The organism is Variovorax sp. W2I14, from assembly GCF_050435205.1.
GTDB classification, from domain to species: domain Bacteria; phylum Pseudomonadota; class Gammaproteobacteria; order Burkholderiales; family Burkholderiaceae_C; genus Variovorax; species Variovorax paradoxus_C.
Genome location: NZ_JBNDJX010000001.1, coordinates 3,214,536 through 3,228,865, shown reverse-complemented (window position 1 = coordinate 3,228,865; position 14,330 = coordinate 3,214,536). Strand labels below are relative to the sequence as shown.

Annotated in this window: 10 protein-coding genes; 4 read left to right on the top strand and 6 right to left on the bottom strand. The window is 60.8% G+C overall.

Going from position 1 to position 14,330, the window contains the following annotated elements; genetic code table 11:
* Positions 1–8: 8 nt before the first annotated feature.
* The 4 genes from QF040_RS15195 to QF040_RS15180 all read right to left on the bottom strand — a co-directional run bounded on the left by QF040_RS15195 (position 9) and on the right by QF040_RS15180 (position 6,280).
* Positions 9–962, bottom strand: a complete 954-nt coding sequence (locus tag QF040_RS15195; protein WP_429611733.1) for a phosphate acetyltransferase — start codon at positions 960–962, stop codon at positions 9–11.
* Between the two features lie 65 nt (positions 963–1,027).
* Positions 1,028–4,033: a transglycosylase domain-containing protein gene (locus tag QF040_RS15190; RefSeq protein WP_429611732.1), complete on the bottom strand. Its 3,006-nt coding sequence runs from the start codon at positions 4,031–4,033 to the stop codon at positions 1,028–1,030.
* 146 nt (positions 4,034–4,179) lie between these two features.
* The gene (locus QF040_RS15185; RefSeq protein WP_429611731.1) at positions 4,180–5,649 is read right to left on the bottom strand and encodes a DHA2 family efflux MFS transporter permease subunit; all 1,470 of its coding nucleotides are present in this window, start codon (positions 5,647–5,649) and stop codon (positions 4,180–4,182) included.
* Between the two features lie 55 nt (positions 5,650–5,704).
* The gene (locus QF040_RS15180; protein WP_429611730.1) at positions 5,705–6,280 is read right to left on the bottom strand and encodes a helix-turn-helix domain-containing protein; all 576 of its coding nucleotides are present in this window, start codon (positions 6,278–6,280) and stop codon (positions 5,705–5,707) included.
* Between the two features lie 293 nt (positions 6,281–6,573).
* Here QF040_RS15180 and QF040_RS15175 point away from each other — a divergent pair, with 293 nt between their 5' ends.
* Positions 6,574–6,846, top strand: a complete 273-nt coding sequence (locus QF040_RS15175; RefSeq protein WP_429611729.1) for a hypothetical protein — start codon at positions 6,574–6,576, stop codon at positions 6,844–6,846.
* A 36-nt stretch (positions 6,847–6,882) separates the two neighbouring features.
* Here QF040_RS15175 and QF040_RS15170 read toward each other — a convergent pair whose 3' ends face one another.
* Both QF040_RS15170 and QF040_RS15165 read right to left on the bottom strand, forming a co-directional pair.
* A complete protein-coding gene (locus QF040_RS15170) occupies positions 6,883–8,760 on the bottom strand; it encodes a DNA/RNA helicase domain-containing protein (protein WP_429611728.1) in 1,878 nt (625 codons plus the stop codon).
* Between the two features lies 1 nt (position 8,761).
* Entirely contained in the window at positions 8,762–9,175 is a 414-nt protein-coding gene (locus tag QF040_RS15165; protein ID WP_429611727.1) for a nucleotide pyrophosphohydrolase, read from the bottom strand.
* 245 nt (positions 9,176–9,420) lie between these two features.
* On the opposite strand from QF040_RS15165, the gene QF040_RS15160 reads away from it, so the two are divergent.
* From QF040_RS15160 to QF040_RS15150, 3 genes are all read left to right on the top strand, one after another.
* Positions 9,421–10,023 carry a hypothetical protein gene (locus QF040_RS15160; protein WP_429611726.1) on the top strand — a complete coding sequence of 201 codons (603 nt, stop codon included), beginning with the start codon at positions 9,421–9,423 and terminating at the stop codon, positions 10,021–10,023.
* A gap of 54 nt (positions 10,024–10,077) precedes the next feature.
* Entirely contained in the window at positions 10,078–10,620 is a 543-nt protein-coding gene (locus tag QF040_RS15155) for a restriction endonuclease (protein ID WP_429611725.1), read from the top strand.
* Between the two features lie 232 nt (positions 10,621–10,852).
* Positions 10,853–14,194, top strand: a complete 3,342-nt coding sequence (locus tag QF040_RS15150) for a metallophosphoesterase (protein ID WP_429611724.1) — start codon at positions 10,853–10,855, stop codon at positions 14,192–14,194.
* Positions 14,195–14,330: the final 136 nt, after the last annotated feature.

Here is a 14,330-nt window from a genome sequence, read left to right as displayed (position 1 = left end):
CTACTTGCTCACCCCACCGCCTTGATCAACCGATCCCTCCCCGCCTTCACCAACATCGAAGCCACCGCACAAGACGCCAACCGCGCCGATTCCGAATCCGCCCGGCTCGTCAAAATCACCGGCACCTTCGTGCCCAGCACGATGCCCGCCGCGTAGGCGCCGCCCAAAAAGGTGAGGCTCTTGGCGAGCATGTTGCCCGCGTCCAGGTCGGGCACGATCAGCACGTTGGCGCGGCCGGCCACCGGCGAGACGATGCCCTTGATGCGCGCGGCCTCGGCGTCGATGGCGTTGTCCATGGCGAGCGGGCCGTCGAGCTGCGCGCCGGTGATCTGGCCGCGGTCGGCCATCTTGCAGAGCACGGCGGCGTCGAGCGTGGAGGGCACCTTGGCGTTCACCGTTTCGGTGGCCGAGAGAATCGCCACCCGCACGGCCGGCATGTGCAGCGCATGCGCGAGGTCGATGGCGTTCTGCACGATGTCGACTTTCTCTTCGAGCGTCGGCGCGATGTTGATCGCCGCGTCGGAAATGACCAGCGGCTGCGCGTGGCCCGGAATGTCCATCACGAAGCAGTGGCTGATGCGCCGCGAGGTGCGCAGGCCCCCTTCGCGCCGCACCACCGCGCCCATCAGCTCGTCGGTGTGCAGGCTGCCCTTCATCAATGCATCGACCTCGCCGCGCAAGGCCATCGCCACAGCGGCATCGGCCGCGGCGTGGCTGTGCGGCGCATCGACGATGGTGAGGTGCGAGATGTCGGCGCCGGCCTCGCGCGCCGCGGCTTCGATCTTCGCGCGCGGGCCGACCAGCGTCGGCGCGATGAGGCCCAGCGCCGCCGAAGCCAGCGCCGCTTCGAGCGACACCGCGTTGACCGGGTGGACCACCGCGACGCGCAGCGGGGGGAGGGCGCGGGCGGCGGCGATCAGGCGGTCGTAATGGGGATGGGAAGCGGGGGGCGAAAGCGCCATGCGGACTCCAGGGGGTCGGTGGTCCGGAGAGTTTGCCGCAACTGGTTGGCCGGGAGGCCGGCCCGTCAATCTCCCCCGCACCCGCTTTGCTGGAGCACCGGCAGCAACTGCGGCCCCAGCGACTTCAGCAACTGGGTCGGCAGCGCGCTCGTGAACCGATAGCGCGCGGCATGGGGCTCGTGCACGTAGACCATGATCGTGCCGAAGTAGCGCTCGCCGATCATGAACACGAAGGTGGCCGAGCGGTTGATCTTGCGCTCCGAAACCACCCGCCCGCCGCGGCCGATTTGCCCGTAGCGATGGTCGCCGGTGCCGGTCTTGCCGCCGATCTCGGTCACGCGGCCGTTCTCGTCCACCAGTGCGTCCTTCAGGCGCCGTGCCGTGCCGCCGTTCACCACCTCGACCAGCGCGCGGCGCACCGTCGCGGCCACCTCCGCGGGCAGCACCTGTTCGGCGCTCGCGCTGCGCGGCTCCAGTCGCGTTTCGTAAGGCGTGTCGCGCGCGAAGTGCAGTGCGCCCACCCGTTGCGTGGGCAGCCGCATGCCGTCGTTCACGATGATGCCCATCAGCTCCGCCAGCGCCGCCGGCCGGTCGCCCGATGCGCCGATCGCGCTCGCGTACGACGGCGTCAGCGACGCGAACGGGTACCCCACGCGCTGCCATGAACGATGAATCCGCGCGAAGGCGTCGAGCTCGATCAGCTCGCGCACGCGTCGGTCCTGCGCGCTCTTGTGGCGCGTCTTGAAGAGCCAGGCGTAGACCTCCTGGCGTTCGCTCGCGCTCGCCTGCAGCACCTCGGTCAGCGAGGCGCCGGGGTGCCTGCGCAGGTAGCCGACCAGCCAGAGCTCCAGCGGATGCACGCGTGCGACATAGCCGCGATCGGCCAGCGACAAGCCCGCGTAGGTGTTGCGCAGCGCCGCGAGGGCGCGCGGCGAGCCGGCGCCGCGGCCCAGCCGCTGCACCAGGAGTGCATCGAGCCGCGCGTCGCTGGCCTCGGGCTCGATCGTGAACAGCACGCTCGCCAGGCGCGGTGCCGACGGCCTCAGGCCGCGCAGCAGCAGCGCTTCGGCGCCCGCGGCCGACTGGCGCTGGTATTTGCGATGAAAGCGGATGAGATAGGCCGAGCCTTCGCGGTCCGCAAAGCGCGCGAGCAGTTCGCGCCGGCCCGGCGCGGCAGGGTCCTTCAGCAGGCGCTCGGCCTCCGAAGCGCCGCCGAACATGCGATGCCGCACCAGGTCGCGCATCAGGCGAATGAACACCAGGTTGACCGAATGCTTGAAGGCTTCCCGCACCGTCATCGAACTGCCGTTGCTCGAGCGCTCGAAATTCCCGAACCGGTGCAGCCCGCCGCCGGTAAAAAAGGCCTCGCCCGGGCTCGCCGAATACTTGCGCTCCATGGCCGCCTCGAGCATCGGCATGAGGCGCCGATCCTTGGCGCGCAGCAGGTACTGCCGCGCCCACGCGCCCAGCGGGTCGCGCAGGCTCGGGGCCAGCGCCGACAACTGGGCCGGGCTCAAGTCGGCCCAGCCCGCGTGCAGCTCGGCCACCAGTTCCAGGTAGCTCACCAGCGTGCGCAGCTTGGCCGTCGAGCCCAGGTCCAGCCGCGCGCCCTGGTTCAGGTCGAACGGCTGGTCGATGTTGTCGGCCTGAACGCGCAGCAGGTTCGCCCCGGCGCTGCGCTCGAACAGCGTGAAGCTGTAGATCAGCGGGCCCGGGTTCGCGCCCGGGTCCAGCATGTGCGAGCCGAACAGTCCCGCCGCCTTCGCCGCGGCGGGTGTCCGCAGGCCCGCCAGCACCCGCGCCACCAGCGCCTGCGCTTCGCCGTCCAGGCTGCTTTCGGCGTCGAGGTCCAGGCGCTCCACGTCGTAGGCGCGCGGCACGTCGAGCAGCGCCGAGATGTGCGTGCGCAGCGCGCTCGCGGCCTTGCGCTGCACGAAGTCCGGCCGCGGCACGGGCGGCAACTCGGGCTGCAGGTGCAAGGCCAGCGGCAAGGCCGCATCGCGCAGCGCGGGCGTGATCAGGCCTGCCTCGGCCATCAGCCGCAGGTAGCTGTCGGTCAGCCGAGCCAGGCCCACGCCATCGCCCAGCAGATGCTGCGACGGGCGGCGCTGCGCGATCATGAGCGACAGCGCCTGCTTGAAGGCCTCGGCCTGCTGCCGGAGCGCTTCGTCCGTGGGCGCCGCCGCCTCCTCCGCGTTGTCGGCGAGCAGGCGGTTGACCTCGCCGAAATCGCGTCCGTACCAGGCCCACAGCCCATCGCCCAGGCCGTGCACCTCGCCCATGCCCGGGCGTGCGGCCAGCGGCACCGTGTCGAGGTAATCGACCACGATCTGGCGGCGCCGCGCCTGCGTGTCCTCGCCGTCTTGATAGGCACGCAGCGAGGCCGATGCCATCTGGCGCAGCTTGTCGCCCACCGACCCCGTGCGGCCCTGCGGCGAATGGCGGTACTTCTCGATCTGGGTGGCCAGCGTGCTGCCGCCCGTTGCCGACTGGCCCAGGCCGACCGCCCGCAGCGCCTGCTCCAGCGCTGCCTTCGCGAAGCGTTCCGGATCGAGCGCCGGGTTGCGCTGCAGCGGCTCCGCGTCCAGCAGGTGGCGGTCTTCGACGAACAGCAGTGCACTCACCAGCAGCGGCGGCACCTCCTCGAAGCGCTCGTAAGCCCGCTTGGGCACGCGCGTGTGCAGCAGCGCCGCATTGCGGCAGTCGCGCACCGTCAGGCCGGCCTGGTTTTTCTCGCGGTAGGGGGCGTAGAGCCCGTAGTCCTGCAGCGCGATGAGCCGCGGCGACATGCGCGCCTGGCGGGTGACCACATAGCCCTGCGGCTGCAGGCGCTCGATGTAGCCGGGAAGGCCGTGGTAGCCCAGCCGCTCGTCATAAGGCCCGGTGTGGGGGAAGCGAATCGCATCGCTGGCACCGACGTCGACGCTGAAGCCGGCATCGCTGGCAAGGTCGCGCCACAGGGCCGATTGCAGCCGGGAAGTCTTCAATTCGTCTGCCGCGAACAGGGCACAAACACCCCCCGCGGCGAGCCCAGCGCCGACCCAGAAAAGCTTTGAGAACCTTCTTGTCATGCTCTGCCTCGCGAACAGTCTGCACTGCGGGTCCGTCAGTGAAGATGATGCGCTTTTTGCGGTGATTTGGGGTGGGGTTCACCACCATCACCGAGCCGGCCATTCGGCCTAGGCCGGGTTCGACCGGCACGACAACAAGCAGGCGTTCAGCGCGAAGCCTGCGGCGCAGCAGCGTCGCCGTGCCCGCTCACACGTGCGCCCGCATTGCGCGGCAAGCCCGCTGCATCGATCAGCGCCAGCAACGCCAGCGCCGCCACCAACCCCAGCGCGATCCGAAAGTCCGCCACGCCCGGATGGCCCGCGTGCCCCGTGAAGCGTTGGGCCACGCTCAGCGCGATCGCACCGAACGCGATGCCGATGCCTGCGCTCAGTTGCTGGAACATGCTGAACAGCGTCGTTGCGCTGCTCGTCTGCGCGGGCGTGGTGTCGCAAAAGGCCAGCGTGTTGAACGCCGTGAACTGCATCGAGCGGCACATGCCGCCCACCACCATCACCGCGGCCATCACCGCGCGCGGCGTGTCCGGCGACAGCGCCGCGCAGGCCACGAACCCCAGCGCCACCAGCACGCCATTGACCATCAGCGTGCCCCGAAAGCCAAGGCGCCGCATCACCCAGCCCGTGGCCGGCTTCATGCCCAGGTTGCCCGCGAACAGCGCCAGCATCATGAAGCCCGAGGCGACCATGCTGAAGCCGAAGGCCAGCTGAAACATCAGCGGCAGCAGAAACGGCGCCGTGCTGATCGCCACCCGAAACAGCGACCCGCCGAACACCGACACCCGGAACGTCTGCACGCCGAACGCCGACAGATCGACCAGCGGATGGCTCGTGCGCCGCAGGTGCCACAGCGCCCACGCGAGCGAACACGCCCCGCCCGCCACGAAGGCCAGCGCCTGCGGCCAGTCGATCGCGGTGTGGCTCAACAGATCGAGGCCGTACATCAGCGCGGCAAGACCCGCGCCGCTCGCAAGGAAGCCGGGCCAGTCGAATGGCCGCCGCTCCCCCGGTGCGCCGTCGATCCAGCGCAGGGCCAGCACCAGGGCCACGGCGCCCAGCGGCACGTTGAGAAAGAAGATCCAGTGCCAGGTCCATGCGCTGGCGATCCAGCCGCCCAGCGGCGGGCCCAGGATCGGCGCGACCAGTCCGGGCCAGGTGATCGTGGCGATGGCTTTCACCAGCCCGCTCTTGGGCGTGCTGCGCAACACCACCAGCCGACCCACCGGCACCATCAGCGCGCCACCGATGCCCTGCAGGATGCGCGCCGCCACGAACACCGGCAGGCTCTGCGCGAGGCCGCAGGCCACCGAGGCCAGCGTGAAGAGAAGGATCGCGCTCGCGAACACCTGGCGCGGACCGAAGCGGTCGGCCACCCAGCCGCTCACCGGAATGAACACGGCCAGCGCCAGCAGATAGGCGCTGATGCCGATCGACAGCGCGACCGGCGCCACGCCGAAGCTCTGCGCCATGGCCGGCACGGCGGTGGTGATGACGGTGGCGTCGAGGTTCTCCATGAAGAACGCGGCAGCGACGAGGAAGGCGACGCGCCGGCTGCGGGGCGGGTCGACGGCCGGCGCGTCGGGAGCGGCCGGCGCAGTTGGATCGGGGGGCGCAGAGGTCATGGGCTTGGCGAGCATAGCGACGCAGCGCCAGTCGCGCAGGAGCCTCTGCGCATGCCTAAAGCGTTTCGACCAACCGCGCCGACGTCCCATCCGACAGCGTGAGCCGCGTCCACCGGCAACGGCTCTGCGCAATGGGCACGAGCTGCGAACTGTTGGTGCCCGTCGCGAACTCCAGCGAGGGCGGCGCGAGCGCATCGCGCCAGCCGATGCCATCGAGCATCGCTTCCTTGCCCGCGATCTCCGGCGTGGCATAGCGCCAGAGCGAGCGGCCCAGCAGCAGCGAGAGCGGCGCGCCGAACTCGGCGGCCCTGCGCGCGGACGAGGCCAGCAGGCGATGCGTGATGTCGCACACCAGATGCACCGGCCGCGGGCTCTCGTTGACCAGCCTGGCCAGCGCGTGGTCGGCGGCCGCATCGAGCCGCGCCGACAACAGCGCCTCGGCACGTGCGCGCTCGGCGGGCTCCATCGCCTGCGTGCCGGACTCCCAGCGCGAGATGGTCGATTGATTCACGTTGAAGAGCTCGGCCGCGTGCGATTGCTTCACGCGATGCAGCAGGCGCCAACGCTTCAGGGCCGCGCCCAATTGCGGATGCGTGGCGGGGGTGGTGATGGTGATGACCGGGTCTTGCATGTCGTCGATTCATTGCCGATTTATTGCCGCGACCAATGCCGAGACAAAGGGCATTTTGTTTTGGTTTGCCGATGTGGGCAAAGTTGGCGCGATGCGCGATTTGCTCGCCGCACAAGCGCTCCGTTGAAGCGCTTCTGTTCGTATATTTGTCGACCGCCGCGCCTCACGGCGGGACATCGAAATGCACACCGCAGCGATGTCGATGTGAGGCAGAAAAGGCGACGGCCAAGGTGCGCTAACACCATGGCCGTCTGACCAATCAACGTGCAAATCTTTGACAAGGAGCACATCAAATGGCTGATCGAATTATCGCCGGGCAAAATTCGCCCACTTCTCACGACGTAACCCAGGGCTCGGACGCGTCGGACATTCTTGAGAACAAGTTGACCCAACTGCAATCTCTGCTGCACTGCTGCTACGGGGAGGAGCAGGAGTTGTTCGAGGCAATTGGGGCGAGGCACCGGGGCAACCTCATGTGGCTTGGGGCGGATCTGGCGGAAGACATCGCCCGGCTCACGCAAGGCCTCCTGAAGAGGCTTCGCGTGCTAGATCAGCAGAAGGCCTGAAGGATCGAGGTGGGCATCACCGCCCATCTCCGATCCTCATGCCGGGACCGCAGCGATCGCACCGGGTGACAGCCGGGCGCGGAAATAAGCTGCGGTCTCTTCGTCGCTGCAGTAGACGTAGCACCCCTTCATGCCTCGCGTCATCAACGTGCGGTAGGTGTTTTTGATGATGAGGTCGGCTTCTGCAGCGGCCTTTTTGGGATCGGCCTTGGCTCGTACCTTGTAGCCACGCAATGTCTTGTCGTATCGATCTCGTGCCGCCGGCACGGTCTTGACGTTTCCATCGCGCACGATCAGGTCCGGCCCGATGATCACCCCGATGTAGTCGACCTCCAGCCCTTGGCAGGTGTGGATGCAGCCGACTTCGTTGATCGAGTTCGGCGCAATGATCCACAGGCTGCCATCGACATCGAGGTTCCAGCGCTTACGGTAGTCACCGATGACGATGTCGAAAGCCTTCGGGTCTTTCTTGCTGGTCCACGGCCAGCAATAGCCGGCCACGACGCGCGCAGTGCCTGACGTGTTCTTCGCGGCGATCGATGCATGAAGCTCGTCGGGTGTGCCGAAGACCTTGAAGTCGAATTCGGCGGGAGTGAGCGTCTGGTTCGCAGTCGTTCGAACGTCCAGCGTGTCGTCCAGCCATGCGATGTAGCCGGCTGAACCACTGCACCTGAACTGAGAGGCCAGTTCGTGCTCCGACACCTCCGCGCCCTTGCCGATGCCGAAGTCGCGAATGGTCTTCTTGGTGCCGATGTCGCTCAGCGTCACGCGCTGATCCTCGTCAATGAAGAACACTGTGCACTTGGCGGCGGCGATGAGTTCCTTGACTTGGTTCTCGCCCAGGTTGCCGTACAGGCCGCTCTTCTCGTTCAAGCGGTGGGCCTCGTCCACGATCAGCACATCGAACTGGTCGGCGGGCGTGTCGATAAAACCACCAGAGCCCGTGAAGAGGTTGGAGTAACGCGTGCGCGTCATCGTGCCGGCTAGCTTGGTCTCGTAGACGCGCCTTGGTGCGGCGTTTTTCGAAACGTACTTGCAGTTCAAGCCGGCACCCATCAATGTGACGAGCGCATTGATGGCGAGAACCGTCTTGCCAGTCCCCGGCCCGCCTTCAACGATCACCACCTTGGGACTCGCGCTCGATGCGGCTCGACCTGCGGCCAGGATGTTCTCGTAAACCTCCTTCTGGTCGTCGATCAAGATGAACTCTGCATTTCCCTTCAGCAAGCCTGCGAGGCTGTCGCTGAGCGCCTTCGATGGCCTGATGCGGCCGTTCACCAATTCGTAGAGCACGCTCGGGTCGCCGAACTTGATGTGCTGTTTGATGAAGTTGCGCAGCAAACCTCGCTCGGACTCGCCTCGGAGGAACAGCGGCGCCTTCGCGATGTAGCCGGCGTAGTGGTCCGAGTCGATGACGCCATCGCGCTCGTAGTTGTGGAGGTACGCGCAAGCCTGAACCGAGATGCCGCCGGAATAGACCGCTTCGTTGAAGCCCTCCATCAACGAGGCATAGGACCACGCTTGGTACGAGGGATGAACCACCTCCCGATGTCCTCCGCCAAGGTAGGTGTTGACCAACGCGTCCTTGGTCGAAGCCTTCACCTTGTCCCACTGCTTGAGCTCGACGATGACGACGTTCTTCGAGTCGTCGTGACCTCGGCCGGTCAGGCTGATGTCGATGCGCTTGGAGCTTTGCGGGATGTGCAGCTCGACGGCCACACCGACGTCATTCGGGATTTCAGAATCGCTGAGGACTCTCGACATGTAGCCGAGCGAATCCCTCCACGACCTCATCTCTGCCGCTGGCACCTTGCGGCCGGTAGCGCCGAAGTACTTGGCGAGGATGACGTCCTCGATGTCCCTGTCGTTGTTGTCGCTGAGAAACTGCTTCTTGTCGGCCTCGTAGACGATCACGTCAGTCCTTCCCAGATTCGCCGACTTCGGGCTGGCTGTGCTTCTTGCTGCTGCCCCGCACCTTGTCTGCGGGATAGCGCATGGCGTTGTCCTTCAGCTTCTGCTGGACCGCTGCGTCGAGGTCCACGCCCAAGACTGAGGAGAGGCGCACGAGGTAGAGCAGAACGTCCGCAAGCTCGTCTTGCACGGCCTTTGCGGTTTGGGCATCTCGGCCGGCTTCTTTGGACGCGGCCTCGGACATCCACTGAAAGATCTCGTTCAGTTCGCCGACTTCGCCCGTCAAGGCCATCACCAAATTCTTGGGTGAGTGGAACTGCGCCCAGTCGCGCTCCGTGGCGAATTGATCGAGCTTCGCGGCAAGGCGGGTGACATCGACGAGGAGAGCGCCTTGCCCTGAACTGCCTTCCTCGGTCACACGCGTTCTCCTGGTTTTCCCGAGTCCGTGCGGAGCTGGGCGCGAGCGGTCAGACGGGATTTCATGAAACGAGTGTATCTAGCGTCGAGTCGCGAATTGCAGGCTCTCCTCTGAGAAATGTCTGAATGGGGCCCGAAATCGGTCAAGATTGTCAAATCTGATGCTTGCAGGCATATCGCGAGGAATGGTTCTGACCAGCCTTCTCGAGTTCGCTCTGGCTGCCCTTTTTGACTTCCGCTCGGACCATGACCCGCATATTCAGCTTCGAGGACTTGCCGACTGCCGACCTTGTGGTGGATGCGATCTATGAGGGCGGGAGTGCTCGCAATACGGGGAGCGATCCCATCGCCAAATTACTACCGGGTTCCGGCAACCAAGGCGGCTTTCGCGCATCCGGTGCGGGCGCAAAGAAGAAGTTCGTCGTCCTCTACTCGAGTGGTGAAGAGGGCGATTGGCCGGATCGCCTTGATCTGAATACGGGCCAGTTCGTTTACTACGGCGACAACCGGACGCCGGGCCACGACCTTCATGACACGACGCGTCGCGGCAATCTCATCCTGAAGGCCGCCTTCGAGAGCGCGCATGGCGATGCGACAAAGCGATCGCAAGTCCCTCCGTTCTTTGTCTTCACCAAGTGCCCCACGGCAAAGAGCAACAGGTCCATTCAATTCAAGGGGCTCGCCGTGCCGGGGTTTCCCGGTCTTCCCATGACGGAGGACTTGGTTGCCGTGTGGAAGACGACCTCGGGCGAACGGTTTCAGAACTACCGCGCGGTCTTCACCGTGCTCAATGCAGCCACCATTCCGCGCGGGTGGATCAACAGTCTCAATTCGCAAGAGATCGCCTAGGCAACGGCGCCGAGTACGTGGCGCTCTTGGGTCGAAACGGGCGCGTACAGCCCGTTGACCTCCGAGCCCACGAAGGTGATTCGAACGGAGAGTGAACAGACGCCAGACACGCCGCTCAAGGCCGCGATCTTGGAGCGCGTATGGGCTCATTTCAAAGACTCGCCGCTTGCTTTCGAGTCCTTCGCTGCGCGGGTTTATCAGCTGACGGATCGGCGCGTGATCATTGATGAGATCACCAGAGGTAGCGTCGATGGCGGACGAGACGTTATCGGAAGGTACTTGTTAGGCCTGAGTGCTGATCCCGTGTACGCAGAGTTCGCTTTGGAGGCCAAGTGCTATCGACCTAGTTCTGCAGATGCCCCAGCAAACACGGTTGGTGTGCGTGAAGTGGCGCGATTGATCTCTCGCATTCGCCATCGCCAGTTCGGCGTGTTGGTCACCACGTCGGTGATCGCTCGGCAGGCCTACACGGAGGTGCGGGATGACCGGCATCCCATTGTTCTCATCAGTGGACGAGATATCGCCGAAATCTTGATTCAGGCGGGCTACGGATCAGTCGAGCGAGTAGGGGAACTGCTCGGAGAGGGGTTGGCTTGACGAGTGCGCACGCCCGTAAAGGACGCCAAAGCGTCCGCCCAATTGAGCAGACAGCCGATCGAGCATCCTGAGGATGCGAAGACATTCTTGACTGGATATTTAGTAGTTTGAAGGCGCGGAACCTAGGCTAACTAGCTGCGCAGCATAGTTCGGGCGAACCCCGTGTTCTTTCGGTTTAAAACGCGGTTACATTCGCCTTTTTATCCAAGCTGCTGTCAGCAGGATTTCATCTATGACGTTAGCAGTAGCAAATTCGAAAAGCACAACCTTGCAAGCTACAGATAGAAATCTTCGCTTTCTTCATTTAAGCGATATTCACGTTGGCATGGAATTACAAGGCTGGCTTTGGCCCACCTTCAAAAAACATTTTCTTGATGACCTGGAACGGACTTTTAGAAAAAGCGGGCCATGGGACGTCGTCATATTTTCCGGAGATTTGACCCAGCGCGCTGATCCAAAAGAATATGCGAAGCTCACAGAAATTCTGCTTGAGATTTGGGCGAAATTCGGTGAGCTTGGCTGTCAACCGTTCTTCTTTCCGATCCCTGGAAATCATGACTTGCTACGCCCCTCTCCGATGGCTTCGACCGCAAGAGCATTCAAAGATTGGTGGGATGAACCAGAAATTCAAAAGGCGTTTTGGAAATCTGACCCAATTGAGTACAGGGGGCTAATAAACTCGATATTTGATAATTACTCCGTTTGGTTCGCATCTCTCCCAGAGACCGGATTGCCAATGCCAAAAATAAAAAATGGGATTCTTCCGGGTGACTCATCGGCGCGAATTGAATTGGAGAATGCAACAATTGGTCTCGTTGGACTTAACTCTGCGTGGCTCCAGCTTGGAGACTGGAACTACGAAGGGCAATTGGAAGTTCACCCAAAACAGTTGCTCGGTGTTACCGAGGATGACGCCGATTCTTGGTGCGCGAAGAACGACTTCAATTTGTTAGTAACTCATCATCCGGTCTCTTGGCTAAATCCGAAGAGTCTAGCTTTGTGGCGTAGCGAAATTTATTTAAGTCCTCGCTTCGATTGCCATCTCTTCGGACACATGCACCAATCGATGGCGACTTCGATTTCTGAGGGAGGAGCGGCTCCAAGGCGCATGCTTCAGGCAGCATCGATATTTGGCCTTGAAAGTATCTCGAAGCAAGAAATACAGCGAACCCACGGATATTCCGCTTTTAGGATTAGCAAAAGCGGTGCAAAGACCATAATCCGGCAGTGGCCCCGATTGATGGTTGACCGAGCAGATGGAACACGATGTCTTGTTCAAGATTTTAATTTCGCCATTGATGAAGATGGTTCTTATGAGGTGGATTCTGCTTCGAACGAGGATCAAAAACTAGGTTCTCAAGTGGCGCTTTCGGAAATCATCACGAATATCGGGAATGAAAACAACCTAAAGACGGTTCAAAAAACTCTGCCAGAAGAACAAGCGCACATCGCGGTTAGAAAGGCGGAACAAGGAGTTGCCGCAGCTACGCTCGAAAATAGGACGCTATTGTGGGTGGTGTCAGATTGGGGTGCGGGTTCGCATGAATTTCTAAGGTCGGTGACAAACCGGCTTAATTTGGGAAAAGCACCAGTCTATCAAATCGATGTGAGTCGTTGCTCAAACATCGCTGAAATGATGGCAGCGGTGGAGGAACAGGTCGGAGTGAAATTTCCTCAATTTTGCGATCAACTTGCATTGCAACCACCATGTTTGCTGATTCTTGAAGATGCGGCAAACAATGAGGAGATTGAGGAGCGAAGGAAAGTATTGGAGCTTGGCATTTCTGAAATTGCCAAAATATTGTTGGAGTATTGCGATGATTTGAAGTTGGTCGTGACTTCACGCACCACTCCAATTTACTCTCAAATTAAAGTAGTCGAATTAAAGCCGCTTGATCAGGCAGATACGGCCACGTATGTTGCGGAGCATCCACTCTGGGCTAAACGCCCCACAACACCTGAATTCATTGCGAGATTTCACAGATATACAGGCGGAATACCAACTCGAATTGACGCCGCACTCCGAGATATTCCACTCGTTGGGGTAACGGAGCTGTTAAGTTTAGATACTGACTCTACAGGAAAATCAAGCGCCGTTCACACCGCACCGCCAGGGTTAGCTGAAACTATAGAGGAATTACGGACTTCTTCTGATCCAAATATAAGAAGAGCTTTTGAACTTCTAAGAGTGTTAACTCTATTTCCTCGCGGGGAGCAGTTGGCGACTGTTAAGAGATTTCATTCAACCAAGCCCTTCTACCCACAGGATGCGCGCTTTCTCGCGAATTCCGCCTTAGTTGATGTGGTGGAAATTCCGATCGTCGCAAACGAATTTGAGATTGCTGCCGGTAGCGCCCTTGTGGTTCGGCGTCAGGTTCGAGACTATATCTATGCGATTGCCGCAGACACAGAATTGCGAGCGCTTAATCGCCGCGCTTTTGCAATTTACTTCGGTGAAAATTGGTCGTTGAAGGGCATCAAGACTCCGAAGGAGTTGAAATTTGATGACAGAAACTGCGGTGACTGGAAGATTGGAAACGCATCTATGCTCATATTGAGAGCAGTTAAAGATGCCGTTTTCCAAAATACGTCGCTAAAGGTGAAATCGGCACTTGACCTTGCAACATCGTATTGCACGTCTCTTATGGGTGGGGATCGTTGGAATAGTATCGTGATGCTTTGCGCCGATTTGATGCCTGTTTTTAGAGATAGCAACCTCAGCTCCACGGATTTATGGATACTGAATTCTCTTCATGCTCAGTCTCTGCGAATGATCGGCAAAACTCAGGACGCATTAGATATTTACTTGAGCATTGTTCCAATCGGATCGTCGAGTGGGGCTTTAAAAAGGCAAGAAAATCTTTTAAATCTGGCGTTGTGCTACGAACGACTCGAAAAAAGTGGCGATGCCGTTTCTGCGGCAAAAAAATGCATTGAACTAAATTCAAGAAATTCACTGGCGCTTCAGGCACAATCTATAGTGCTTGAGCATGATGCTAATAGCTCGACAAAAGATGCTCGCCTTCAAAAGCTCGAAGTTACTGCTAGAAAAAAAGGAGCAGCAACGGTGGCAAGCACCCTGGCGCTCGAAAGGGCAAGAAAAGAAGTCAATAAGAATAACAAACGAGAGATTTTGAATGCCATTGTGAATATTAAAAATCGGCAAGATGACCAATACAATGTTATGAGGGCAACATTGAGTCTGGCGGAAATGGATCTGGATGATGGAAAACATCTCGGAATCGGTTTGCTCGGTGAAACCATCGAGGCCTACCATTATTTATATAGCGAAAACCTATCCTCCATATTTGAGCAATGTACGGAAGTGCTATGGAAGGAATTCGAAAATTCCGGACAAACAGATAACTTACTGAGTTTATTTCGTCATAGCTCATTGATTTGGAGGCTGCGCGGCGTCAGAAGCATAGAAGAAAAATATCTCTTGAAATTGAGCCGTAAAATCGGTGCCAGTGGAAATGAACTTCTCCGTGGGGCGAGCCGGGAGTTGGCGTATTTTGTATCAAGAGCCTCAGAGCTAATTAAAAATTCTTCGGATGGAATTGAAGCGGCATAGAGCGTGCCGTGGTAACAAGGATCTCGTGCCGCCAATAGGCGGTAGCGCGATTTTGAAAAATTTGAACAATCCTACGCTGGCTCTAATTTGAGTAGCTGGGCGCGCGCGAGGTACGCGCTCCGCGAAAGCGATCCCG

Bases quoted from the DNA above. Each gene is read 5' to 3' on its own strand.
- QF040_RS15195 (WP_429611733.1), bottom strand. From the start codon at position 962: ATGGCGCTTTCGCCCCCCGCTTCCCATCCCCATTACGACCGCCTGATC.
- QF040_RS15190 (WP_429611732.1), bottom strand. From the start codon at position 4,033: ATGACAAGAAGGTTCTCAAAGCTTTTCTGGGTCGGCGCTGGGCTCGCC.
- QF040_RS15185 (WP_429611731.1), bottom strand. From the start codon at position 5,649: ATGACCTCTGCGCCCCCCGATCCAACTGCGCCGGCCGCTCCCGACGCG.
- QF040_RS15180 (WP_429611730.1), bottom strand. From the start codon at position 6,280: ATGCAAGACCCGGTCATCACCATCACCACCCCCGCCACGCATCCGCAA.
- QF040_RS15175 (WP_429611729.1), top strand. From the start codon at position 6,574: ATGGCTGATCGAATTATCGCCGGGCAAAATTCGCCCACTTCTCACGAC.
- QF040_RS15160 (WP_429611726.1), top strand. From the start codon at position 9,421: ATGACCCGCATATTCAGCTTCGAGGACTTGCCGACTGCCGACCTTGTG.
- QF040_RS15150 (WP_429611724.1), top strand. From the start codon at position 10,853: ATGACGTTAGCAGTAGCAAATTCGAAAAGCACAACCTTGCAAGCTACA.